Here is a 23669-nt window from a genome sequence, read left to right on the forward strand (position 1 = left end):
TTGGGGCGGCGAAACAGTCTGTAGCCCGGGTGAAGCGAAGCGTAACCCGGGATGTCTCTCGGCTGAGAAGAATCCCGGATTGCGCTTCGCTCCATCCGGGCTACGCTTGCACATCGTGCCACGAATGGGGCGGGTCCAGTGCGCCGCAGCCTATCCGCGTCATTGCGAGCGAAGCGAAGCAATCCATAGTGCGGCAAGCGGAGAGGTGGATTGCTTCGCTTCGCTCGCAATGACGGATGGAGAGATCGTGCACCCCACTGAGGGGAGAAGGGGAAGAAACTACGCCGCCTTCTTGGCAGCCTGGCGATGGCGCAGGAAGCGGCCGAGCAGGCGGCGTTTGCCCTTGCGTGGGATCAGGTCGATGTCGCTGACCAGCTTGGCGCCGCCCTTGCGCCGTTCCAGCACGATCTTGCGGCTGTGGAACGCCTCCAGCTCGACGCGATGGGCGACGCTGACGATGGTTGCCTTCGGTAGCTCCTTGATGACGATCTCCATCATCTTGTCCTGGCTCTTCTCGTCGAGCGCCGATGTCGCCTCGTCCAGCACCACGATGTCGGGGTTGTGCAGCAACAGCCGCGCAAATGCCAGCCGCTGCTTCTCGCCGCCAGAAAGCGTCTGGTCCCACGGCCCTTCTTCCTCGATCTTTTCCTTGAGATGATCGAGGCCGACCTTGTGCAGGGCCTCACCGATCCGCTCGATCGTCCAGTCGTCGGCGGCGCCGGGATAGGCGATGGCGCGGCGCAGCGTGCCGGACGGGATGTAAGGCTTCTGCGGCAGCATAAAGAGGCGGCGGTCGGGATGGAAATTGACGCTGCCGCCGCCCCATGGCCACAGCCCCGCCAGCGCTCGGACCAGCGTGCTCTTGCCGGTGCCGGATTCGCCGGCCACCAGCAACCGCTCGCCGGGTTCGATCGCCACTTCGGTCTCGCCGACAACAGCGGTGCCGTCGTCGAGCGTTACCGACAGATCGTTGAGGCTCAGCATGGTATCGCCTTTGGTTTCACCGCGTTGGATGCGGCCGATGCCGTCGCCCCGCTCGGCGCGTTCGAGGCCGTCGAGCGACATCATCAGCGAAGCGATGCGGCGCGCGCAGGCGTTCCAGTCGGCGAGCCGTGGATAATTGTCGACCAGCCAGCCGAACGCGGTCTGCACGATGGTGAAGGCGGAAGCCGCCTGCATCACCTGTCCGAGCGTCATACTGCCGTCAAGAAACTTTGGCGCGCACAGCAACAGCGGCACCACGGGTGCAATGAGGCTCGATCCCTGCGACACCAGCGTGGTGCGCATGTGCTGGCCGGCGAGCCGCGCCCATTGCCGCAGGACCTTTGTAAATGTCTTGTCGATGCCGTCGCGCTCTTCCTCTTCGCCGCCGAGCAGGGCAATGCTTTCTCCGTTCTCGCGCACGCGCGTCAGCGCGTAACGATACTCCGCCTCGGCCTGGTTCTTGTCCTCGGACACCTGCACAAAGCTTCGTCCGATCGTCATGATCGAGCCCGAGGCGATCGCGGCGTAGACGATCGCGGCGATCACGAGGAAGCCGGGGATGGTGATGGTCGAGCCTGCCAGCGTCACCGTCAGCGCGCCGCCGATGGTCCAGAGCACGATGATGAAGGTCGCGGCCGAAAGGAATGCCGATGTGACGCCGGCGACGAAGTCGACCGGGGAGTCGGTCGCGATCCTCAAATCCTCGGCGATGCGATATTCCGGATTCTGGTGGTCGCCGCCGACGAGGTTGAGCTGATAGTAACGGCCGCTGGCCAGCCAGCGCGATATCACCGCGCTTGTCAGCCAGGCGCGCCAGCGGCGCTGGATGCCCATGCGGGTGAACACCTGCGCCACGCCGAGCAGCACGCTGCCGATCGCGAGCGGAAAGAACACGGCGGCAAGGTAATAGACGGTCGCGGCTTCGCGCTTCTCGATGGCGTCGAAGATCGCGCGATTCCAGACATTGATGCCGTATTGAAAGCCGACATTGGCGATGATCAGGAGCAACAGTCCGATCGTAAACAGCCATGCCAGCCGGTCGCCGTTCTTGCCCCAATAGCCGCGCGCGCTGATCCAGAACCGCGTCAGCAGATAATCCTTGCGGGCCTGCTCGGCTTCCTCAGGTGATAATTCCGGATCGGGTTCGACAACCTCCGGCGGCGGTGGCTCGACATGGTCGCCGCCTTCCGCGGTGACTTCAACGAACTCCGATTTTTCTTCGGAATCCGGCGTGTTTGCGCCGGGGTCCGGTTTCTTGCTTGGTTTCTTCGCTGACGATTTGACGTTTGCTTTGCCCATGGCGGCACAACGGCAACCAAATCAAAAGGTTCCAGCAGGTTCCGCTCCGCTTATGCCGGCAGCACCAGAAACCCCGCGCGCGGAAAATGCACGACCACTTCGCCGGCGATTGGATCAGCCCTTCGAATCGCAATGTGCTGGGACGAGAGCGCGACGATTTCTCCGCGAACGCCGATCTTGCCGTAGTCATCAGGCATCACCGTGACCAGGTCGCCCGGTTTGCGGCCGTTCGGATCATGGGGATCGGCGAGCACGGCGGTCTGTGGCGACGCGCGGGTCGCGATCTCCAACGCCGCCGCGGTCGATAGCTCGGTGGACGTGGCGTGGCCAATCGCGCGCATCCGTGCTTCCCAACTTTTCGTCGCCGGAAATTCGGCAAGCATTCGGTCGAGGTCGGGAAGGTTGGTGCGAACATACCAGACGTTCATGTAGGCGTTGATATCGCACAGGCTGACATGGTCCCCGCACATCCAGGCCCCGGCATCGGCGAGCTGCGCTTCGATCCACTGCAGATTGGCGCGAAACTGGTCGCGCATCTGCGGGATCGCGGCCGTCATGGCGGCAATATCGAATTTGGCGCCGCGCAGTTTCTCGCGGTCGGCGATGAATTCCTGTGGGACCTTGTCGGCGAGCGAACCAAAGATGAGATTCACGGTGCTCTGGAAGAACGCCTTGTCCGTCCACATCGCGGTCGCGGAAGCAAGACCCTGGCAGCCGTCCGGAAACAGTGTCGGCTCCGGGAAACGCCGCTCGAGTTCGCGGATGATGCATTGGGTGTCGCAATAGATGTCGGCGCCGATCTGCATCACCGGAGTACGCCGATAGCCTCCGGTCATCGGCATCAGGTCCGGCCGCGGCATGATCCGCGTAATCTCGACCGACGTCCATGCAATCTTCTTCAGGCCAAAGATCAGCCGGATCTTTTCCGAGAACGGCGATTGCGGAAAATGGTGGAGAATAATCGGATGTTCGGTGGCCATTCGCCCTCTTCTGGGTCGGTTCGCGGATTGCGCGGACTTTGCAAAACTACCGCGGTTGGAGGTGCTCTGGCTATCGCGGCATCAGGATGACGCGGCCGCCGGCGCCTGTTTGAATTTCCGCCGGCCGACCCGGTGCAGCACGCGGGACAGTTGCTCGATCGAGTAGGGCTTTTGCAGCAGTTCGAAACCGTAGCTGCCGTGTTCCGACAGCACGTGGCTGTAGCCGCTGGTCAGTACGACCGGCAGATCGGCATGGCGGAGGCGGATTTCCTGGGCCAGTTCGATGCCGGTCATCCCGGGCATCACGACGTCCGTGAACACGGCGTCGAAGCGGTCAGCGCCGACCGCCAGTTCTTCGAGCGCATGCGTGGCGTTGCCGACAAGCTTGGTGGCGTAGCCGAGTTCGGCCAGCGCGTCGGTGGTGAATCGTCCGACCTCGGCATTGTCCTCGACGACGAGCACCGACATTCCGCTTCCGTCGATCGCCGTGGCATCTGCCGGCAGCTGTCGCGATTTCCCGCTGCCGGCGGTGCGCGGCAGATACAGCGTGAAAATAGTGCCTTTGCCCACTTCGCTGGCGACTGCTACTTCGCCGCCGGATTGCTTGGCGAATCCGAATACCTGCGACAGGCCGAGCCCGGTGCCATGGCCGGCCTGCTTGGTCGTGAAGAAAGGTTCGAAGATGCGTTCGAACTGATCCGGCGGAATGCCGCTGCCGGTGTCGGCAACGGATACGGCAACATAGCCATATGGATTTTGCGACGATGGCGCGGCGTTGGGCAGGCTGGCCGCCATTCCCACTGCAATCGTCAGCCGTCCACGGCCCTCCATGGCGTCCCGCGCGTTCACGGCCATGTTGATGATCGCGGTTTCGAACTGGCCGGCGTCGGCGTTGACGAAGCACGGTTCTTCCGGGCCGAGGATGACGATCTCGATGCGCGAACCGATCAGGGTGCCGATCATTTCGGCCAGCGTCTGCACGCTTCGCCCTACCTCGAACACCTCCGGCTTCAACGTCTGCCGCCGCGCGAAGGCCAGCAACTGCCCGGTCAGCTTGGCGGCGCGGGTCACGGTATCGGAGATCGCCTCGATATAGCGCAGCCGCCGCGGCTCCGGCAGGTCGGGCCGCCGCAACAGGTCCACGGACGCGCGAATCACCGTGAGCAGGTTGTTGAAGTCGTGCGCGACGCCGCCAGTGAGCTGGCCCAGCGCTTCCAGCCGCTGGCCGTGCTTCAGCGCTTCCTCGGCCACCTGCCGCTTCTCGGCCTCGAAATAAAGATGCCGGGTCCGGCGCAAGGCCAACCCCAGCAGGGCAAACAGCAGCGCGGTGGCCGGCGCGCCGAAGACCAAATGCTGGCTCATGGTGGAGAGCCAGCGGGCGCGTATCGCTGAGGTTTCGAGGCCGGCGCCGACATAGATCGGGTATTCGGCGAGCCGCCGGTAGCCGAGGCGGCGTTCGATGCCGTCGGTCGGCGACGTCACGGTGATGAGGCCAGCGGTTGGACTGGCGGCGATTATTTTCCCGATCGAACCCTTGGGGTCGAGACGGATGTCGCGGTCGATGGCGGGGAAACGCGCCAGCACGGTGCCGTCCGCCCGCCCGAGCGCGAAGTAGCTGCCGGGCTCGCGGCCGATCCGGGCGTAGTAATTCTCGAAATATTCCGGGAACACGGAGGCCTGCAGCACGCCGGCGAAGCTGCCGTCCTCGCTCGGGCGCCGCCTGCTGACGCCGAAGAACGCGGCGCCATGATAGGGCGGCCGCGGCTTCAGCGCCTCGCCGATATAGGTTCCGATATCGCTGGCCGCGTGGGACTTGAAATAGTCCCGGTCGGAAAAATCGATCCCGGGCGCCGGAACGACCAGGCTGTTGACGAGCGCGTGGCCCTTGGCGTCGAAGATCCAGGCCGATTTCACCTGCGGCAGGGAGGCGACCAGTTGTTTCAGCCGCAAATGCAGCAATTGCTCGCGCGCAACGATGTCGGCATCGGGAATGTCGCGGATGATCTCGGCGATCTCCGACAGGCTGCGGTCGATGGTTTCGAACACTTTCAGCGCGTGTTCGTGCGCGACATCCAGCGCGCGTTCGATTTCGCGGTCGGCGGTTTCGCGGATCGAGATCCAGGAGACGGCGGACGCAAATACAAACAGCGCCAACGGAAGGGCCAGCGAGGCGACCATCATCCATTGCAGCAGTCTCAGCGAATTACGTTGCGCGGTCTGCACGGGCGCTCCGACTCCGCGCCGAGCTTAACGCAATCCTTGGTTGGGAATAAAGCGCGTGGAGAGCGGAACTTTCTGCTTCCCCTGATGGCGTTAATGCGGATCGATAAATTGATAATTATTCGGCCGGCCGGGCGTAGCCAACGAGCGCCCATGCCCCGGGATGACGATTCTCGTAGCCCGGATGGAGCGGAGCGCAATCCGGGATTCTCACAGCCGGCTAAACCTGTCCCGGATTTCGCTTCGCTCCATCCGGGCTACGGCATCTCGGCCTAGATCTGGCGCTCGACCATCTTCAGCTTGAGCTCGGCGATGGCCTCGGACGGGTTCAGGCCCTTCGGGCAGGCCTTGGCGCAGTTCATGATGGTGTGGCAGCGGTAGAGCCGGAACGGGTCTTCGAGGTTGTCGAGCCGTTCGCCAGTGGCTTCATCGCGGGAATCCGATACCCAGCGATTTGCTTGCAGGAGTGCGGCCGGCCCCAGGAAGCGGTCGCTGTTCCACCAATAACTCGGGCAGGAGGTCGAGCAGCAGGCGCACAGGATGCACTCGTAGAGGCCATCGAGCTTTTCGCGGTCCTCGTGGCTCTGCTTCCATTCCTTCTGCGGCGTCGGCGTGGTCGTCTTCAGCCACGGCTCGATGGAAGCGTATTGCGCGTAGAAATTGGTCAGATCCGGGACCAGGTCCTTCACGACCGGCTGGTGCGGCAGCGGATTGACCTTCACCGCGCCGCCCGCCGCCACGTCATGCATCGACTTGGTGCAGGCCAGCGTGTTCTGGCCATCGATGTTCATCGCGCAGGAGCCGCAGACGCCTTCGCGGCAGGAGCGGCGGAAGGTCAGCGTCGGGTCGATGTTGTTCTTGATCCAGATCAGGCCGTCCAGCACCATCGGCCCGCAGTCGTTGATGTCGACGTGATAGGTGTCGACGCTCGGATTCTTGCCGTCGTCCGGATTCCAGCGATACACCCTGAACTCGCGCGTCTCGGTCGCGCCCGCCGGCTTCGGCCAGGCCTTGCCGCCGGTGATCTTTGAGTTCTTGGGAAGTGTGAATTCAGCCATGGTTGCAAGCCTTCGCAGTCGTTCTCAATACACCCGCGCCTTCGGCGGGATGTACTGAACGTCGTTCGTCATCGTGTAGTCGTGCACCGGGCGGTAATCGATCGCGGTCTTGCCGCGCTCGTCGATCCACGCCAGCGTATGCTTCATCCAGTTCTTGTCGTCGCGCTCGGAAAAGTCCTCGCGCGCATGCGCACCGCGGCTTTCGGTGCGGTTCGCCGCCGAATCCATGGTGACGACCGCCTGCACGATCAGATTGTCGAATTCGAGCGTTTCGATCAGGTCGGAATTCCAGACCAGCGAGCGGTCGGTGGTCGCGACGTCGCCGATGCCGCCATGGACCTTGTGGATCAGGTTCTGGCCTTCATGCAGGATCTCGCCGGTACGGAACACCGCGCAATTGCTCTGCATGACGTGCTGCATGCCCTCGCGCAGCTTCGCGGTCGGCGTGCCGCCGGAGGCGTAGCGATAGTGGTCGAGCCGGCCGAGCGCCAGATCGGACGAATCCTTCGGCAGGTCCGGCTGCTTGCCGTTCGGCGTCAGCTTTTCCGCAAGCCGCAGCGCGGCTGCGCGGCCGAACACGACGAGGTCGATCAGCGAGTTGGAGCCGAGCCGGTTGGCGCCGTGCACGGACACGCAGGCGGCTTCACCAATCGCCATCAGGCCGGGCACCACGGCATTGTCGTCGCCGTTCTTCTTGGTCAGCACTTCGGCGTGATAATTGGTGGGAATGCCGCCCATGTTGTAATGCACGGTCGGCACGATCGGAATCGGCTCGCGGGTAACATCGACATTGGCGAAAATCTTCGCCGATTCGGAAATGCCCGGCAGCCGTTCGTTCAGCACCTTGGGATCGAGATGATCGAGGTGCAGGTAGATGTGGTCCATCTTCTTGCCGACGCCGCGGCCCTCGCGGATCTCGATGGTCATCGAACGCGAGACGACGTCGCGGGAGGCGAGATCCTTGGCTGAAGGCGCGTAACGCTCCATGAAGCGCTCGCCCTCGGAATTGACGAGATAGCCGCCTTCGCCGCGGGCGCCCTCGGTGACGAGGCAGCCCGAGCCGTAGATGCCGGTCGGGTGGAACTGGATGAATTCCATGTCCTGCAGCGGCAGGCCGGCGCGCAGCACCATGCCGCCGCCGTCACCGGTGCAGGTATGCGCCGAGGTGCAGGAAGCGTAGGCGCGGCCATAGCCGCCGGTCGCCAGAATCGTGGTTTGCGCCCGGAAACGATGCAGCGTGCCGTCCTCGAGCTTGAGCGCGATCACGCCGCGGCAGACGCCCTGGTCGTCCATGATCAGGTCGATGGCGAAGAACTCGATGTAGAATTCGGCCGAGTGGCGCAATGCCTGGCCGTACATCGTGTGCAGCATGGCGTGGCCGGTGCGGTCGGCGGCGGCGCAGGTGCGCTGCGCCTGGCCCTTGCCGTAGTCCATGGTCATGCCGCCGAACGGGCGCTGATAGATCCTGCCGTCCTCGGTGCGCGAGAACGGTACGCCCCAATGCTCCAACTCGTAGACGGCGTCGGGCGCGTTGCGCACCATGTATTCGATCGCGTCCTGGTCGCCGAGCCAGTCCGACCCCTTGACGGTGTCGTACATGTGCCAGCGCCAGTCGTCCGGATGCATGTTGCCGAGCGAGGCCGAAATGCCGCCTTGCGCCGCAACCGTATGTGAGCGGGTCGGGAACACTTTGGTGATGCAGGCGGTGCGCAGGCCCGCTTCCGAGCAGCCGACCACGGCGCGCAGGCCGGCACCGCCGGCGCCGACTACCACGACGTCGTAGGTGTGGTCCTCGATCGGATAGGATTTTCCGTTGGTGGCAGGACCACTTGCAGTTCCGCCACTGCCGTTGGTGGCCTTGCCGTTACGATCACCGGCCGTCCTTTGAGCAGCCATGGGTTACACTCCCGATGACAATTTGAGGATCGCGTAGATCGAGGCCAAGGCCACCGCGATACAAAAGAAATTATTCGCCATCACGCTGGCGAGCTTGATCTTCTCGTTGTGCACGTAGTCCTCGATCACGATCTGCATGCCGATCCGCATGTGCCAGGTGCTGGCGACGATGAAGAGCACCAGGATGATCGCGATCGGAAGCGAGCCGAGAATTTGGGCGGCGCCGGCCTGATTGCGGCCGATCAGCATCAGAATGATCACGATGACGGGCACGATCAGCAGCGTCATCGCCACCGCCGTGAGACGCTGACGCCAGAAATCGGTGGTGCCGGAATGCGAGGAACCGAGATTGCGGACGCGGCCGAGCGGCGTGCGCATCGAGCGAGGGCCACTCATCGTCCGCCTCCGACCGTGTAGGCGATGATCCAGACCAGGACGGTGAGCGAAATACCGGCGATCAGCGCGCCCCAGGTCAGCGCCTCGCGCTCGTTGGGCTTGAAGCCGTAGCCAAGGTCCCAGAAGAAGTAGCGGATACCGCTGCACAGATGATGCAGCAGCGACCACGTGTAGCCGAACAGGATCAGCTTGCCGATGATGCTGCCGGTGAAGGCCTGGACGTTGGCGTACGCCCCGGGGCCGGAGGCTGCGGCAATCAGCCACCAGGCGAGCAGCAGCGTGCCGAAATAGAGCGCAATTCCCGTGGCGCGATGGATGATGGAAAGCGCCATCGTCAGGGTGACGCGATAGGTCGACAAATGGGGCGATAGCGGTCGTTCGATCCTGGCGGTCATTCGGCGGCTTTTATGTTGTGTGGAACCGCAGCCGGCCCATGGGGGTGCGCGGTAGATAAATTCTATTTACGTAGTCGCATCAGTCCGCGCAACGATCAAATCGCTTGGAATCGAACCAACGTTCATTGCTAGGGAGGCTATGATACGAGATTGATCAGCCGCTTGGTATACCACAGCCATCTGGCATGGTTTAAGAATTGAATTATGATTCTATTTATCGTTCCGTCGCGGCTGTGCGCCAAGCGAACTGATGCCGTGCCAGCGCTCGACGGAGGCGCTTGATCTTCGGCCAAGCCTGCTGCGACGGCTGAAACATCGGTGCAATAGCACCGGCGCCGGCTCGTAATCGGCGAGCAGTCCCACCAGGTGGTCGGCGGCCAGATCGGCCTCGGTCGGCCGCGGAGGCGCGCGCACCGATGCCGGCGTCTTCCTTCGCGGCGGCGCCGAGCGCGTCGAGGCTATTCATCCAGAGCCGACCCGATATGCGGGTTTTGCGGCCCGCCTTGAAGCAGCTAAGTCTCGCGGGCGACCATGCAGATGCTTGGGCCGCAGGTTCTGAACGCGGGATGCTCAAAGACATGGTGGCCGGCCTCGATCCCAAGGAGCTCATCGAACTCGCCTTGCTCCTGATCGCGGTCGGGGCGCTGTCGGGATTTCTGGCCGGCGTTTTCGGCATCGGCGGCGGCGCGATCCTGGTGCCGGTGTTCTACGAATGCTTCCGGCTGGCCGGTGTGCCGCTGGAGGTGCGGATGCCGCTCTGCATCGGCACCTCGCTTGCGATCATCATCCCGACCTCGATCAGTTCGTTTCGCGCCCATTACATCAGAGGCGCGGTCGATATGGAGATCCTCAGGCGCTGGTGGCTGCCGATCGTGATCGGCGTTGTGGCGGGCAGCGTCACCGCGCGCTACGCGCCGGAGCGACTGTTCAAGATCGTGTTCGTGATAGTGGCGTGGTCGGCGGCGGCGCGGCTGTTACTGGCGCGCGACAGCTGGAAGCTCGGTGACGATGTGCCGAAGGGCTTTCTGATGCGCGTCTACGGCTTCTTCGTCGGGTTGTTGTCGACCTTGATGGGCGTCGGCGGCGGCCTGTTCGCGAACCTGTTGATGACGTTCTATGGCCGGCCGATCCATCAGGCGGTCGCGACCTCGTCGGCGATTGCGGTCCTGATCTCGATCCCCGGCGCGATCGGCTATGTCTATGCCGGCTGGCCCGCCGCCGCGCGCTTTCCCGATGTCACCGCGCTGCAAATGCCGTTTGCGCTCGGCTATGTGTCGCTGATCGGTGCCGTGCTGGTGATGCCGACCACGCTGATCACCGCCCCGCTCGGCGTGCGCGCCGCGCATGCGATGTCGAAGCGGAACCTGGAGATGGCGTTCGGCGCGTATATGTTCATCGTCGGCGGAAGGTTCGTGATCAGTCTGTTGTAGGCGCGTAGCCCGGATGAAGCGAAGCGAAATCCGGGATTCTCGCAGGCGGACGGACTGTTCCCGGATTGCGCTTCGCTCCATCCGGGCTACGGCAACGAACTACTTCGCGTAGATCTTCGCGTACGTATCCCGCAAAATGTTCTTCTGCACCTTGCCCATGGCGTTGCGCGGCAACTCCTCGACGACGAACACGCGCTTCGGCATCTTGAATTTGGCGAGCCGGCCGTCGAGCGCTTGCAGCACGCCCGCTTCGGTGACGTCGGCGCCCTTGTTGCAGACCACCACGGCGGTGACGCCTTCGCCGAAATCGGCATGCGGCACGCCGATCACGGCGGACTCGATCACGCCCGGCATGGCGTCGATCTCGCTCTCGATTTCCTTCGGGTAGACGTTGAAGCCGCCCGAGATCACGAGGTCCTTGCCGCGGCCAAGGATGTGCACATAGCCCTTGGCGTCGATCTTGCCGAGGTCGCCGGTGATGAAGAAGCCGTCGTCGCGGAATTCGGCTTTTGTCTTTTCCGGCATCCGCCAATAGCCCTTGAACACGTTCGGGCCCTTGACCTCGATCATGCCGATTTCGTCGCGAGCTATTTCCTTGCCGGTCTCTGGGTCGGTGACGCGCACGGAAACGCCGGGCAGGGGATGGCCGACGGCGCCGGGCACGCGCTCGCCATCATAGGGGTTGGAGGTGTTCATGTTGGTTTCGGTCATGCCGTAGCGCTCCAGCACGGCGTGGCCGGTGCGCGCGGACCATTCGCGGTGGGTATCGGCGAGCAGCGGCGCGGAGCCCGAAATGAACAGCCGCATATGCTTGGTCGATTCCTTCGAAAGCGACGGGCTCTGAAGCAGCCGCGTGTAGAAGGTCGGCACCCCCATCAGCACGGTCGCGCGCGCCATCAGCTTGATCAACAGTTCGGGATCGAGTTTTGGCAGGAAGATCATCGAGGCGCGGGCGAATAGCGTGACGTTGCTCGCCACGAACAGGCCGTGGGTGTGATAGATCGGCAGCGCGTGGATCAGCACGTCCTTGTCCGTGAAGCGCCAGTAGTCGACGAGACTGTGGGAGTTCGACGCCAGATTGTCGTGCGTCAGCATGGCGCCCTTGGAACGGCCTGTCGTGCCCGAGGTGTAGAGGATCGCGGCGAGATCATCATTGGCGCGCGCAACGGTTGCAAACGCCGCATCGGTCTTGGCGGCGGCATCCGTCAGCGATCCCTTGCCGTCGGGTCCGAGCGTTTCGACTTTTGCCTTCACCTTGGCCGCGATCGCGCCGATGCCGTCTGCCTTCGAGGGGTCGCACACGACCAGCGACGGCTCGGCATCGGAGATGAAGTAGTCGAGCTCGTTGAGCGTATAGGCGGTGTTGAGCGGCAGATACACCGCGCCCGCGCGCACGGTCGCAAGATACAGCACCAGCGCCGGCACGGATTTCTCGGTCTGCGCCGCCACGCGGTCCCCGGGCTTGACGCCGCGCGATACCAGCACGTTCGCCATCTGGCCGGCGCGGGCGATCAGATCGCCATAGCTGATATGCGTGCCGTCGAGCATTTCGATCGCAAGCCGGTTCGGATCGTCGAGCGTATCGAACAAGCGGGAAAACAGGTTGGCGTTGGCGGTCGTGTTCATGCAACATTCCCTCGGAGGGCGGAAAGCCTGCGAATTCCGCGGGCTGGATTAGCAAAAACGCCCTTCACAAAGCAACGGAGACAGTTTGCATGTCAAATAACGGGAAACGCGTGGCCTGGGTGACCGGTGGTGGCAGCGGAATCGGCGAGTCTGGGGCGGAATTTCTGGCAGCCGACGGCTGGACCGTGGTCATTTCGGGCCGCCGCAAGGAAGAACTCGAACGCGTCGTCGCCAACATCACCACAAAGGGCGGCAAGGCCGAGGCGATCCAGCTCGATGTCAGCAATAAGGCCGATGTGAACAAGGCAGCTGACCAGATCCTGGCAAAGCACGGCCGGATCGACCTGCTGGTCAACAGCGCCGGCCTCAACGTGCCGAAGCGAAGCTGGGCCGACATGGAACTGGACGGCTGGGACAAGGTCGTCGAGATCAATCTCAACGGCGTGCTCTACTGCATGCGCGCGGTATTGCCGGCGATGCGAAAGCAGCAGGACGGCTGCATCATCAACGTCGCCTCCTGGGCCGGCCGTCACGTCTCGAAAATGCCGGGCCCGGCCTACACCACCACAAAACACGCGGTGCTGGCGCTGACCCATTCCTTCAACATGGATGAATGCGTCAACGGCCTGCGCGCCTGCTGCCTGTCGCCGGGCGAGGTTGCGACTCCGATCCTGAAACTGCGGCCGGTGGTGCCGTCGGAGGAGGAGCAGGCGAAAATGCTGCAGCCGGAAGATTGCGGCCGCACCATCGCCTTCGTCGCCAGCATGCCGCCGCGGGTGTGCATGAACGAGATTCTGATCAGCCCGACGCATAATCGCGGGTTTATCCAGACGCCGCATAATCGGGATTAGGTCGAACTCTCTCCATCGTCGTCCCTGCCTAGTGCGCAATTGCGCACGGGAGCAGGGACCCATAACCACCGGCCTTAGTTTGGCGACGGCCATCAGCCACAGAGCCTCATTGAGAGATCACGCGGTATGGGTCCCTGCGTGCGCAGGGACGACGAGAGAGATGGGGCGTCGCGGCACGGCTCGGGCTCTCAAAAGTTTCACAAATCACGATAATTCATTCGCCGGCATTGGCCTCAAGGGGACGGACCGGTGTCCGGTGCCAGCCCTCCTCGTGCTTGCGCCAGTAGGTATCCTTGAGCAGCATTGAGATCGGCCCGGGCCGATCGTTGCCGAGGATGCGTGCGCCGATGCGCGACGCGGGCATGACGCCGCCGGCCGTCGTCGCCAGGAAGACCTCGTCCGCGTGGTCGAGCGCCGATCGGGGAATCGGTTCAACCGCAGCCTCGATGCCGAGTTCGGCGCAGAGCTCCAGCACAGATCGGCGCGTGATGCCGTGCAGGCTGCCGCGATCTGATGTCGTCACCCTTCCGTCCTTCACGAGGAAGACGTTGAAGCCCGGCCCTTCAGTGAGGAAACCCTGCGTGTCGCACAGCACCGCTGTGTCGAAATTGGCGTCGTGCGCCTCCAGCAGGCCGGAGGTCAGGTCGTTCCACTGATAGTTCTTGACCGTGGGATCGACCGAGGCGTCGGGTACGCGCGGCGTCGAGGCGACCCAGACATGGGCTCCGCGCGCCTGCACGTCCTTGGGAACGACATCGATCCAGGGCAGCGCATAGGCGATCAGGTGGTTTTCGCAATCGGCCGGCCGGCGTGATCCCGCAACGCGTGGCCGTCCGCGCGAGGCCACCATCGCGACATAGGCGTCCGAAAGGCCGGTCAGTGCCACGCAGCGATGCAGGATCGCCTCGATCGCGTCGCGGTCTTCCGGTGGCCGGATCCGACGCTTCGCCATCGAGCGCTCGAAACGATCGAGATGGTCGGCAAGCCGGAAGAAGCCGCCCCTGAACACATGCACGACGTCATAGACGACATCGGACCGTGTAAAACCCCAATCGGTGACGGGCAGCGTCGCCTCGGCGATCGGGACGAAGAGCCCCCTGACATAGCCGGCGCCCTCGGCGAAGATCGAATTCTTCATGCGTCATCTCCCAGGTATCGCAAGGGCTCCAGCACCCTTGAGCCGTGTCGATTGTGCCTCTATACAAGCAATCTCGCGCGACTGGCGATCGCAGATGGGGCACCATCGGGAAGCGCGAGGAATTGAGCCGCTCGCCTGGGCAATCGGATAATCCGATCCACCTTCTCATGAAGGAGCGGCCCAATGTTGACGACCATCCAGATCGCCGGATTGCAGACCTTCGGGTACCATGGCCTGTTCGAGGAAGAACGCAGTCTCGGCCAGAAGTTCACCTTCGACATCGACGCGACGTTGAGACCGGCTCCGACGCACCGGGACGACAGATTGGATGCATCGATCCGCTACGATGCCGTGGTGGACGCTGCGGTGAGCCTCGCCAGCGGGATGAAATATCAAACGCTGGAAGCGCTCGGGGAGGCCGTTGCGATCGGCCTGCTGCGACGCTTCGTATTGATCGACACCATCACCGTTGGCGTGTCCAAGTTCAGCCCCCCAATCCCGCATACGCTCAGCAAAGTCGGAATCGCGGTGCGCCTGGCTCGATCCGACCTGGCGAATTGGCGGACTGCGGAGGCGCTGGAAGTACTTGTCTAGATTGGCCGAGCTTCCTTGAGTTTCGTAGCCCGGGTGGAGCGAAGCGTAACCCGGGATATCCCTCGGCTGACGGGATGTCTCTCCGCTGAGAAGAACCCCGGATTGCGCTCCGCTCCATCCGGGCTACGGGTGCTCGTCGCCGCACGGCCCACGTCCGCAAAAGTTTCAGCCATCACGATAATTTATTCGCCGAAACCGGCCGAAAAACCTCCCGTAGCTCGGCCAACGACGACGAAATCAACCCGGTCAATCGACCTGGCGTCGTTGTTTTCAGCACCGGCGGATGACCCGCCGGCCATCGCAATCCTCGGGAGAAGATTCCATGTCCAAACGTATTGCACTTCTGTCCGCCGCCGTGTTCAGCGCACTGGCTTTCACCGCCACCATCACCGCGCCCGCCAGCGCGGAAGAAAAGACCGTGATGGTCGGCGGCGCGGCGATGTTCCCCTCCAAGAACATCATCCAGAACGCCGTCAACTCGAAGGACCACACCACGCTGGTCGCCGCCGTGAAGGCCGCCGGCCTGGTCGAGACGCTGGAAGGCAAGGGTCCGTTCACGGTGTTCGCGCCGACCAACACCGCCTTCGGCAAGCTGCCGGCCGGCACCGTCGAGACGCTGGTGAAGCCTGAGAACAAGGCGACGCTGACGAAGATCCTCACCTACCATGTCGTGCCCGGCAAGCTCGCCGCGTCCGACCTGACCGACGGCAAGAAGCTCAAGACCGCCGAAGGCGAGGAACTGACCGTCAAGAAGGCCGACGGCAAGACCTGGATCGTCGACGCCAAGGGTGGAACCTCGACGGTCACGATCACCAACGTCAATCAGTCGAACGGCGTGATCCATGTGGTCGACACCGTGCTGATGCCGGCGTCCTGAGCTCCCGCGCGCCCCTGACTGGTCCCAACGGGGGCGTGTGGACTGGCGAGCCGGGGCAACCCGGCTCGCTTTTTTGTGAAGGCGATACGCGCCATGCGTCGATTTGATCGTGTCACGGCGGTAACGGAAAGCCGGTTCCCGGCGTATAAACGATATCGAATTGCCTTTTGTTTGACGCGTTTTCTTGACGTGAACCGGTACCCACTTCACTGGAAAACGCTACCACAGGGAAAAGCCATGTCGGCCCTCACAGTCAGCGACGAACAAGCCGCGTCAACCAAGGCCAAGGTCATCCAGCCGGCCTGGGTCCGGGCACTGCATTGGACCAACGCCTTTGCGATGGTCCTGATGATCATGTCGGGATGGCAGATCTACAACGCCTCGCCGCTGTTCGATTTCCGTTTCTCCTCGAGCATCACGCTGGGCGGCTGGCTCGGCGGCGCGCTGCTCTGGCATTTCGCCGCGATGTGGCTGTTGATGGTCAACGGCCTGATCTATCTGACTGTGGGCCTTGCCACCGGCCGCTTCCGCAAGAAGCTGCTGCCGATCACGCCGGAGGGCGTGATCTCGGACACCAAAGCGGCGCTGACCGGCAAGCTCTCGCATGCGGATCTCACCAAATACAATCAGGTGCAGAAGCTGCTCTATGCCGGCGTCATCGTGGTCGGCATCCTCATCGTGCTGTCGGGGCTGGCGATCTGGAAGCCGGTGCAGTTGCAATATCTGACAGCGCTGTTCGGCGGCTACGAGGCCGCCCGCTACGTCCACTTCTTCTGCATGGCGGCGATTGTCGCCTTCATCGTGGTTCATGTCGTGCTCGCGCTTCTGGTGCCGAAGAGCCTGCGCGCCATGATCATCGGCCGCTAACTCAAAGGGAGCACGGTCATGGGCCGCATGCGCAACCTTCTCATCCCCGGTGTCGACAAGACGCTTCTGGTCCGAGACGCCGTCAAGACCATGCCGGATCTCACGCGCCGGCGCTTCATCTCGGGCGGCGCCAGCCTCGGCGCGCTGACGCTGCTCACCGGCTGCGACGTGACCGACAGTTTTTCGGCCGAGGAGATGTTGAAGCAGGTCTCGAAATTCAATGACGGCGTGCAGGCGTTCATGTTCAACCCCAATGCCATGGCGCCGACGTTCCCGGAAAGCGCCATTACAAAACCGTTCCCATTCAACGCCTATTACGACCTCGAGGACGCGCCCACGGTCGACGGCAAGAGCTGGAAGCTCGAGGTGAGCGGTCTGGTCGAAAACAAGAAGTCCTGGACTCTGGAAGAGCTCTACCAATTGCCGCAGGTCAAGCAGGTCACACGCCATATCTGCGTCGAAGGCTGGAGTGCGATCGGAAGCTGGACCGGCGTGCCGCTGCGCGATTTCCTGAAACTGGTTGGCGCGGATACGCGCGCCAAATATGTCTGGTTCCAGTGCGCCGACAAGGACGGCTACAACTCGCCGCTCGACATGCAGAGCGCGCTGCATGCGCAGACCCAGATGACGTTCAAGTTCGGCGACGAGATCCTGCCGCGCGCCTACGGTTTTCCGATGAAGATCAGGGTGCCGACCAAGCTCGGCTTCAAGAATCCGAAATACGTGATTTCGATGGAAGTCACCAACGACTACAAGGGCGGCTTCTGGGAAGACCAGGGGTATAATTCGTTCAGCGGGAGCTAGGACGTTCGGATCAGGCGCCGGTTGATGTCGTCCAAACCGACGCGAAAGCGAACATGTCCGCATGCCCACTTTGGGCCAAGAGCCAAAATGAACAGGGCAGAGAGCGGTCGCTGACGATAGGGGAATCGTAGCGTCTGCAAGCGCAAACGTCAGCCGCGCCGCGCCGCCTTGATCGCGGCGACGTCTATCTTCTTCATGCCCATCATCGCATCAAATGCGCGCTTGGCTTCATCACCGCCCGCCGCTAACGCCTCGGTCAGCACGCGCGGCGTGATTTGCCAGGAGACGCCCCATTTGTCCTTGCACCAGCCGCACGCGCTTTCCTGCCCGCCATTGCCGACGATGGCGTTCCAATAGCGGTCGGTCTCGTCCTGATCATCGGTTGCGATCTGGAACGAGAAGGCTTCGTTATGTTTGAACGCGGGACCGCCGTTGAGGCCGAGACAAGGGACGCCGGCAACCGTGAATTCGACCGTCAGCACATCACCCGCCTTGCCGGACGGATAGTCACTGGGCGCTCGGAAGACGGCGCCCACGACGCTATCGGGGAAGGTCTCGGCGTAGAAACGGGCCGCAGCCTCGGCGTCCTTATCGTACCAGAGGCAAATCGTGTTCTTTGCCATTGCGAGTCCTTTCAGTTCCAATCCAAATCAACGCCCCACTCCCCGTCCGCCGCGAACGATTACGCGGCCGCCATGTCCATTCGACGGCAGAAGCAGGACGCCTTGATCGGAATCTCGGCTCGCGCCTGCGCCAGGTCGAGCCTCTGTTTGATCAGAGCCGTCTCGATCTTTTCCCCGCGACGGACCAGGCATTCGTGCAGCCCGTGCAGCGACCACAGATTGTCGGGGTGCTGGCAGGCGCGGCTCAACTTGCCGTCAAGACCGAGATCCGAGCGGTACACCGCCTCGGCCTCTTCGATCCGTCCCTGCTCGAGAAGAAGCGCTCCTAGCGCATGGCGGGTCGGCTGCATCCATCCCCACGGCTCGTCATAGGGCAGTCCGTCGCTGAGTTCGACCGAGCGGCGCAGGTGCGCGAAGGCGGCGTCATGGTTTCCCTTGCGATATTCCAGCTCGCCGTTCAGCATCGCTTCGGCCACCTCAAGCAGACCAACGACATGATTGTTGTGTACGCGGCGGCTCTCGGGCACCCGGGTCTTCGCCGTCATGAACAATGCCTTCTCCTTCTCGGCTTCGGCGACATTGCCTAGCGCCGAATGCGCGACCGCCTTGGCGTAATGGATCATGGCGACATTGGAGCAGTAGAGGTCTCGATCCCTGGGTAACTCCTGTTCGATGATTTCGCGCCATTTGCCGAAGCGCACCAGGACGTGCTGCTTCATCGTCAGATAGCCTTCGAGGAAATCCGCCATCGGTGGCGATTCAATACGCAGCACCGCCTCGGGGATCGTGGCGATCAATTCCTCGGCCGCCGCGATTGCGGGTGTGTACTGGCCAAGGAACATTGCGCCGTAGATCGCGAAGTGGAAGTCGTGGATGACGTAGACCAGGTAGACGCCCGGATCATCCGAATAGGCGAGGAACCTGCGGTCGGTCGCCAGCGCCTTCTGATTATGGACGAGGACGTCGTTGTAGTGCCCACACAGCACGTCGAGATGCGTCGGCATGTGGATGAGGTGACCGGAGTCCGGGACGATCTCGCGCAACCGATCTCCGGCTCGCAGCGCCCGCTGCGGAAACGGCGACATCTCCATCAGGTGGACATACAGATGCAAGAGGCCCGGGTGATCCCATGCAGCGGGGAATTTCTCGAAAGCGTATTCCAGCACCGACCTGCACTCTTCGGTGCCTGCTCCCTCGGCAGGTTTGCCGGATGGCAAATCCCACATCTGCCAAGGCGTCTCGTTCATGAGCGACTCGGCAAACACCGCCCGGACCTCGAGATCGTCGGGGAAGGCGGCGAAGACCTTGCGCATTTCCCTGGTGTAGGCCTTGTCCCAAGGCGCCATATCCTCGATCGCCTCGCGCTGGGGATAGCGCGCGGGGAGGGCCTGGATCATTGCCCGCTCGACCGGACTTGCCTTGGCGGCATGCGCGAGCGCTCCCTGCATAGCATCGTAAGATGCCGACAGCGCCATCTGCCGGCCGCGCGGGTCATAGCGAACCCAGGGCAGATTATAATTGGGCCCTGAGGCGTAGCTTATGCCCCAGTGCGCCATGGCGCACTCGCCGTCGTGCTTCAGCGCCTTCAGAAAGCACTTGATCGCTTCAGTATGGTTGAACCCAAACAGCCAATTGAGGCCCCGGTCGAACCAAAGCTGGGTCTCAGGCGACGACGTGGTGACTTTGCGGCTGTACGGCCCGAGATCAAAATAGGTCGTGCCGTTTTCCTTCGTCTCCATGATCGCTTCTCCCTTTTCTTTTTGCGTCGCCGATTGCTTCGGGATGTCAGCTGCCTAGCTTACTGTTGCTTACGCGCAGTGCCGAGCAGGCACCTTACCATAAGGCAGCGTCGGCGCTTGACGCTGCAAACTGCCGCAGGGCTTAAACTCTCTCGTCGTCCCTGCGAACGCAGGGACCCATACCGCGCGATCTGAATTTTGGAGAAAGCTGGAGCTACAGCTTCGCATAACCACGAAAGCCTGTGGTTATGGGTCCCTGCTTTCGCAGGGACGACGTGCGGATAGATCGCGGTTCACAGCGAAGGTTTCTCTCCCAGCTTCCTCTGAAACGCCGATAACACCGCGCCCAGCGCCAGCATTGCGGCCGAGATGTTCAGCGCAAACGACAGGCTGCCCACCGCATCCGTGATCGCGCCGACCACGATCGGACCGAGCGTCTGGCCGATGCCGAATGAAATCGTCATCGCCGCAATCGCCGTGGGCCAGGCCTGCGGCGGGTAGTTGATGCGGACGAAGGCGGTGGTGGAGCCGACCACCGCGAAGAAGGCGACGCCGAACACCAGCGCCGACAGCGCGAGCAGCCAAACCGACTGCCCGAAGATCGGCATCGCCGCGCCGATCGCGTTGACGCCGAGGATGATCGTGGTGGCGAGCCCGCCGCGGTCGAGCGCGAGCACGCGGCGCCACACCCATGGCGTCACGAATGCGCTGAGGCCGATCAGGCTCCAGAATGCGCTCTGTGCCACAGCGCCGCCGCCGGCGTCGCGCACATAGGCGATCATGAAGGTCATGTAGGCGATGTAGCCGGCGCCGAACAGGAAGTAGCCGGTGAGGTAGATCAAGACCGGCGCCACCGCGAATTTGGCCGTCGCCGTTTCGGCGGCCATAGCGCCGGCATGCAGTGGCGCGAGCAGCACGGGGATCGTCATGATGACCGCCAGCCCCGTCATCGCCCACCAGACGATCCACCACGAGCCAGGCCCAAATCCCTGCAAGACAAACGGTGCCACCAGCCCCGACGCCAAAATGCCGATCCCCGGCCCGGCATAGAACAGGCTGAGCAGGAAGTTCGCCCGTTCGGGCCGCGACTGCGCGATCGTCGCGGCGAGTGCGCCGCCGCCAACGAATCCGGCCGCGGCACCGACGCCCGCTAAAAGCCGCGCGAAACTCAGAACGTAGAAATTACCCGACATGGCGCAGAGCGCCAGCGACAGCACGCAGGCCAGCGTTCCCCATCGCACCGATGCCGCCAGCCCAAAGGTCCTGATCATCCGCGAGGCGAGCAGGGCACCCGCGAGATAGCCGGCCGCATTTACCGTGTTCATGAATCCGGCTGCGGAATAGGACCACGCCAGCGTGTCGCGCATGTCCGGCAGCACCAGCGCATAGGCGAAGCGGCCGATGCCGAGACCGACGGTCGGCGCCAGCGACAGGATGAGGATCAACCGCGCGGGATGCGGGTAAAGTTGGGGGACGTCGGGAGGTCGCACTGAAGACTCCGGCAAGTCCGTAGTTTGGCAGGTGAGCGCTGCCTTGCACAGGTGCCTCGGCCGCAATGGTGTCTTGCCAATCCCGCAAGGGGATCAGCCGATCAGCACCAGCACGACGCCGAGCACCGTCAGCGCGGCCCCCGCCACGATGCGCGTGGTAATCTCGATGTGCTTGAGCAGCATCGCGCTCAGCCCCACCGTGACCAGCGGATAGATCGCGGCGAGCGGCGCCACCAGCGTGATCGGACCGTTGCGGACCGCGGCAAACAGCGTGAGCGCGCTCAAGCCGTTGCTGATCCCGGTCATCGCGAACCAGAACAGGCCCGCGCGCGGCGCCTGCACGACAAAGCTGCCCTTGCGGACACGCTGCACCGTCAGCACCACCAGCGACGACGTGACGTAGCCGATCAGGCAGGCCCAGAGCGGGCTCGGCCAGACCTCAAGCCCGAGCTTGACCACCGGCGGCACCACGCCGCGGATCAGAGCGCTGCAAAGCGGTAGTAGAAGTGCCCAGCTCCGCCAATGGCCGAGGTCGCGCGGGCGGGTCACCGTGATGATCGCAGCCCCCGCAACGGCCACGACGAGGCCGAGGAGTTGCGGCAGATGCAGCGGCTCTTGCAGCAGGACCACCGCCGTCGCCACCGCAAACAGCGGCGCGAGGTTGCCGAGGGTCGAGGTGATGACCGGCCCGAGCTCCCGGTTCGAGGCGAAGGTCAGGAGCGTCAGCGAAGCCGGGAAGAACAGGCCGATGGCCATGAAAATGGGTAGGCCGCGCCAGACCACGGGCTCGCCCTGGAGAATCACGGGCGACAGCAGCAGGAACAGCAGCGTGAACGAGGGGACGCTGATCGCGGCCCCCGACAGCGGATCGACGGTCCGCAGGCCCAGCTGCGCCAAAACGACCCCGGCGCCGAGAAAGCCCGCCGAAGCAAAGGCGTAGATAATGGCTGCTGTCATGAGGTCCGTCTTGTCGCCTTCTTGAGGGGGCTTGCGGGTTGCTCGTTCCGGGCCACTCTGGCCCTGTTTTCTGCGCCTTGCCAATCCGCTTCCAGCGCTTTAGCACTCCGCCCGGATTTCACATTTTCCGTCATGCCCGGCCTTGTGCCGGGCATCCACGTCTTACTGTCATGCAACAGGACGTGGATGGCCGGGACACTTGGGCGAAGACGCGCTTCGCGTATTTGCCCGGCAATGACGAACTGGAGGTAAACGACCATGGCGACCCATAAACTGCTGCTTCTTCCCGGCGATGGCATCGGCCCCGAAGTGATGGGGGAGGTGCAGCGCCTGATCGACTGGCTGAACAAGCAGGGCATCGCGTCATTCGAGACCGAGCAGGGGCTGGTCGGCGGCTCGGCCTATGACGCGCACAAGGTATCGATCTCGGAAGGCGACATGGCCAAGGCTGTAGCCGCGGACGCCATCATCTTCGGCGCGGTCGGTGGGCCCAAGTGGGACAGCGTGCCCTATGAGGTGCGGCCCGAGGCCGGCCTGTTGCGGCTGCGCAAGGATCTCGGCCTGTTCGCCAATCTGCGTCCCGCCGTGTGCTATCCGGCGCTGGCGGAAGCTTCCAGCCTGAAGCGCGAGGCGGTGGAAGGCCTCGACATCATGATCGTGCGCGAATTGACCGGCGGCGTCTATTTCGGCGAGCCGAAGACGATCACCGATCTCGGCAACGGCCAGAAGCGCGCCATCGATACCCAGGTCTACGACACCTATGAAATCGAGCGCATCGGCCGCGTCGCCTTCGATCTGGCGCGCAAGCGCCGGAATAAAGTGACCTCGATGGAAAAGCGCAACGTCATGAAGTCGGGCGTGCTCTGGAACGAGGTCATGACGGCCGTGCATGGGCGTGAATACAAGGACGTCACGCTGGAGCATCAGCTCGCCGATTCCGGCGGCATGATGCTGGTGAAGGCGCCGAAGCAGTTCGACGTCATCGTGACCGACAATCTGTTCGGCGACATGCTGTCCGACATCGCAGCGATGCTCACCGGCTCGCTCGGCATGCTGCCCTCGGCCTCGCTCGGCGAGGTCGACGCCAAGACCAAGAAGCGCCGCTCGCTGTTCGAGCCGGTGCACGGCTCGGCGCCCGATATCGCAGGCCAAGGCCTCGCCAATCCGATTGCGATGATCTCTTCGTTCGGGATGGCGCTGCGCTATTCCTTCGACATGGGCGCGCTGGCCGACAAGGTCGATGCGGCGATCGCGGCCGTGCTCGCCAGCGGTCTTCGTACCGCTGACATCAAGTCGGAGGGCACGACGGCTGCTTCAACCACGCAGATGGGCGAGGCAATCCTGAAGGAGCTGCAGAAGCTGCACGCGTAAGTGATGTAAGGTCGTAGCCCGGATGGAGCCAACGGGTCGCGCGAATGCGCGCCCGATGACAGGCTCCGCGAAAT

At 63.2% G+C, this 23669-nt stretch carries 20 protein-coding genes and 1 riboswitch; of the genes, 7 read left to right on the plus strand and 13 right to left on the minus strand.

All coding sequences use genetic code 11. From position 1 onward, the window contains the following. Nucleotides 1-279: 279 nt before the first annotated feature. From KIP88_RS13000 to sdhC, 7 genes are all read right to left on the minus strand, one after another. Nucleotides 280-2283, minus strand: coding sequence for an ABC transporter ATP-binding protein/permease (locus KIP88_RS13000; RefSeq protein WP_214488298.1), 2004 nt, complete (start codon nucleotides 2281-2283; stop codon nucleotides 280-282). A gap of 50 nt (nucleotides 2284-2333) precedes the next feature. Then, nucleotides 2334-3263 (minus strand): glutathione S-transferase family protein, encoded by a 930-nt coding sequence (locus KIP88_RS13005; RefSeq protein ID WP_214488299.1) that lies wholly within the window; start codon nucleotides 3261-3263, stop codon nucleotides 2334-2336. A gap of 81 nt (nucleotides 3264-3344) precedes the next feature. Beyond that, nucleotides 3345-5486 (minus strand): hybrid sensor histidine kinase/response regulator, encoded by a 2142-nt coding sequence (locus tag KIP88_RS13010; protein WP_214488300.1) that lies wholly within the window; start codon nucleotides 5484-5486, stop codon nucleotides 3345-3347. A gap of 269 nt (nucleotides 5487-5755) precedes the next feature. Next, entirely contained in the window at nucleotides 5756-6541 is a 786-nt protein-coding gene (locus KIP88_RS13015) for a succinate dehydrogenase iron-sulfur subunit (protein ID WP_214488301.1), read from the minus strand. Between the two features lie 24 nt (nucleotides 6542-6565). Further along, nucleotides 6566-8437: a succinate dehydrogenase flavoprotein subunit gene (gene sdhA, locus KIP88_RS13020; protein ID WP_214488302.1), complete on the minus strand. Its 1872-nt coding sequence runs from the start codon at nucleotides 8435-8437 to the stop codon at nucleotides 6566-6568. A gap of 3 nt (nucleotides 8438-8440) precedes the next feature. After that, nucleotides 8441-8815 (minus strand): succinate dehydrogenase, hydrophobic membrane anchor protein, encoded by a 375-nt coding sequence (gene sdhD, locus KIP88_RS13025; RefSeq protein WP_214488426.1) that lies wholly within the window; start codon nucleotides 8813-8815, stop codon nucleotides 8441-8443. 14 nt (nucleotides 8816-8829) lie between these two features. Then, nucleotides 8830-9228, minus strand: a complete 399-nt coding sequence (gene sdhC / locus KIP88_RS13030) for a succinate dehydrogenase, cytochrome b556 subunit (RefSeq protein WP_214488303.1) — start codon at nucleotides 9226-9228, stop codon at nucleotides 8830-8832. Nucleotides 9229-9806: 578 nt separating this feature from the next. Here sdhC and KIP88_RS13035 point away from each other — a divergent pair. Continuing rightward, nucleotides 9807-10658, plus strand: a complete 852-nt coding sequence (locus KIP88_RS13035; protein WP_214488427.1) for a sulfite exporter TauE/SafE family protein — start codon at nucleotides 9807-9809, stop codon at nucleotides 10656-10658. A gap of 99 nt (nucleotides 10659-10757) precedes the next feature. On the opposite strand, the gene KIP88_RS13040 is transcribed toward KIP88_RS13035, so the two are convergent. Further along, entirely contained in the window at nucleotides 10758-12284 is a 1527-nt protein-coding gene (locus KIP88_RS13040) for a malonyl-CoA synthase (protein WP_214488304.1), read from the minus strand. An 89-nt stretch (nucleotides 12285-12373) separates the two neighbouring features. Here KIP88_RS13040 and KIP88_RS13045 point away from each other — a divergent pair, with 89 nt between their 5' ends. Continuing rightward, nucleotides 12374-13135, plus strand: coding sequence for an SDR family oxidoreductase (locus KIP88_RS13045; RefSeq protein WP_214488305.1), 762 nt, complete (start codon nucleotides 12374-12376; stop codon nucleotides 13133-13135). A 214-nt stretch (nucleotides 13136-13349) separates the two neighbouring features. Here KIP88_RS13045 and KIP88_RS13050 read toward each other — a convergent pair whose 3' ends face one another. Then, nucleotides 13350-14273 (minus strand): aminotransferase class IV, encoded by a 924-nt coding sequence (locus KIP88_RS13050; RefSeq protein WP_214488306.1) that lies wholly within the window; start codon nucleotides 14271-14273, stop codon nucleotides 13350-13352. A 67-nt stretch (nucleotides 14274-14340) separates the two neighbouring features. Beyond that, nucleotides 14341-14421: riboswitch (ZMP/ZTP riboswitch) on the plus strand. Nucleotides 14422-14456: 35 nt separating this feature from the next. Here KIP88_RS13050 and folB point away from each other — a divergent pair. From folB to KIP88_RS13070, 4 genes are all read left to right on the plus strand, one after another. Further along, nucleotides 14457-14867, plus strand: coding sequence for a dihydroneopterin aldolase (gene folB / locus KIP88_RS13055; RefSeq protein ID WP_214488307.1), 411 nt, complete (start codon nucleotides 14457-14459; stop codon nucleotides 14865-14867). A gap of 322 nt (nucleotides 14868-15189) precedes the next feature. Beyond that, nucleotides 15190-15744, plus strand: coding sequence for a fasciclin domain-containing protein (locus tag KIP88_RS13060; protein WP_214488308.1), 555 nt, complete (start codon nucleotides 15190-15192; stop codon nucleotides 15742-15744). Between the two features lie 237 nt (nucleotides 15745-15981). Further along, complete coding sequence (locus KIP88_RS13065) at nucleotides 15982-16611, plus strand: cytochrome b/b6 domain-containing protein (RefSeq protein WP_214488309.1); 630 nt, start codon at nucleotides 15982-15984, stop codon at nucleotides 16609-16611. Nucleotides 16612-16629: 18 nt separating this feature from the next. Further along, nucleotides 16630-17415 carry a molybdopterin-binding protein gene (locus KIP88_RS13070; protein ID WP_214488310.1) on the plus strand — a complete coding sequence of 262 codons (786 nt, stop codon included), beginning with the start codon at nucleotides 16630-16632 and terminating at the stop codon, nucleotides 17413-17415. A gap of 149 nt (nucleotides 17416-17564) precedes the next feature. Here the strand turns inward: KIP88_RS13070 and KIP88_RS13075 are convergent, their stop codons facing one another. From KIP88_RS13075 to KIP88_RS13090, 4 genes are all read right to left on the minus strand, one after another. Beyond that, nucleotides 17565-18038, minus strand: a complete 474-nt coding sequence (locus KIP88_RS13075) for a VOC family protein (RefSeq protein WP_214488311.1) — start codon at nucleotides 18036-18038, stop codon at nucleotides 17565-17567. A gap of 59 nt (nucleotides 18039-18097) precedes the next feature. Then, nucleotides 18098-19777: a tetratricopeptide repeat protein gene (locus tag KIP88_RS13080; protein WP_214488312.1), complete on the minus strand. Its 1680-nt coding sequence runs from the start codon at nucleotides 19775-19777 to the stop codon at nucleotides 18098-18100. Between the two features lie 293 nt (nucleotides 19778-20070). Further along, a complete protein-coding gene (locus KIP88_RS13085) occupies nucleotides 20071-21267 on the minus strand; it encodes a YbfB/YjiJ family MFS transporter (RefSeq protein ID WP_214488313.1) in 1197 nt (398 codons plus the stop codon). 93 nt (nucleotides 21268-21360) lie between these two features. Beyond that, a complete protein-coding gene (locus tag KIP88_RS13090; RefSeq protein WP_214488314.1) occupies nucleotides 21361-22224 on the minus strand; it encodes an EamA family transporter in 864 nt (287 codons plus the stop codon). A gap of 258 nt (nucleotides 22225-22482) precedes the next feature. On the opposite strand from KIP88_RS13090, the gene leuB reads away from it, so the two are divergent. After that, nucleotides 22483-23595, plus strand: a complete 1113-nt coding sequence (gene leuB, locus KIP88_RS13095; protein WP_214488315.1) for a 3-isopropylmalate dehydrogenase — start codon at nucleotides 22483-22485, stop codon at nucleotides 23593-23595. Nucleotides 23596-23669: the final 74 nt, after the last annotated feature.

Source organism: Bradyrhizobium sp. SRL28, from assembly GCF_018596315.1.
GTDB lineage: Bacteria > Pseudomonadota > Alphaproteobacteria > Rhizobiales > Xanthobacteraceae > Bradyrhizobium.

Excerpts from the sequence above, each read along its gene's own strand:
- KIP88_RS13000 (WP_214488298.1), bottom strand. The coding sequence starts at position 2,283 with ATGGGCAAAGCAAACGTCAAATCGTCAGCGAAGAAACCAAGCAAGAAA.
- KIP88_RS13050 (WP_214488306.1), bottom strand. The coding sequence starts at position 14,273 with ATGAAGAATTCGATCTTCGCCGAGGGCGCCGGCTATGTCAGGGGGCTC.
- KIP88_RS13005 (WP_214488299.1), bottom strand. The coding sequence starts at position 3,263 with ATGGCCACCGAACATCCGATTATTCTCCACCATTTTCCGCAATCGCCG.
- leuB (WP_214488315.1), top strand. The coding sequence starts at position 22,483 with ATGGCGACCCATAAACTGCTGCTTCTTCCCGGCGATGGCATCGGCCCC.
- KIP88_RS13015 (WP_214488301.1), bottom strand. The coding sequence starts at position 6,541 with ATGGCTGAATTCACACTTCCCAAGAACTCAAAGATCACCGGCGGCAAG.
- KIP88_RS13060 (WP_214488308.1), top strand. The coding sequence starts at position 15,190 with ATGTCCAAACGTATTGCACTTCTGTCCGCCGCCGTGTTCAGCGCACTG.
- KIP88_RS13045 (WP_214488305.1), top strand. The coding sequence starts at position 12,374 with ATGTCAAATAACGGGAAACGCGTGGCCTGGGTGACCGGTGGTGGCAGC.
- KIP88_RS13040 (WP_214488304.1), bottom strand. The coding sequence starts at position 12,284 with ATGAACACGACCGCCAACGCCAACCTGTTTTCCCGCTTGTTCGATACG.
- KIP88_RS13070 (WP_214488310.1), top strand. The coding sequence starts at position 16,630 with ATGGGCCGCATGCGCAACCTTCTCATCCCCGGTGTCGACAAGACGCTT.
- sdhD (WP_214488426.1), bottom strand. The coding sequence starts at position 8,815 with ATGCGCACGCCGCTCGGCCGCGTCCGCAATCTCGGTTCCTCGCATTCC.
- KIP88_RS13075 (WP_214488311.1), bottom strand. The coding sequence starts at position 18,038 with ATGGCAAAGAACACGATTTGCCTCTGGTACGATAAGGACGCCGAGGCT.
- KIP88_RS13065 (WP_214488309.1), top strand. The coding sequence starts at position 15,982 with ATGTCGGCCCTCACAGTCAGCGACGAACAAGCCGCGTCAACCAAGGCC.
- KIP88_RS13080 (WP_214488312.1), bottom strand. The coding sequence starts at position 19,777 with ATGGAGACGAAGGAAAACGGCACGACCTATTTTGATCTCGGGCCGTAC.
- sdhA (WP_214488302.1), bottom strand. The coding sequence starts at position 8,437 with ATGGCTGCTCAAAGGACGGCCGGTGATCGTAACGGCAAGGCCACCAAC.
- folB (WP_214488307.1), top strand. The coding sequence starts at position 14,457 with ATGTTGACGACCATCCAGATCGCCGGATTGCAGACCTTCGGGTACCAT.
- KIP88_RS13035 (WP_214488427.1), top strand. The coding sequence starts at position 9,807 with ATGGTGGCCGGCCTCGATCCCAAGGAGCTCATCGAACTCGCCTTGCTC.
- KIP88_RS13090 (WP_214488314.1), bottom strand. The coding sequence starts at position 22,224 with ATGACAGCAGCCATTATCTACGCCTTTGCTTCGGCGGGCTTTCTCGGC.
- sdhC (WP_214488303.1), bottom strand. The coding sequence starts at position 9,228 with ATGACCGCCAGGATCGAACGACCGCTATCGCCCCATTTGTCGACCTAT.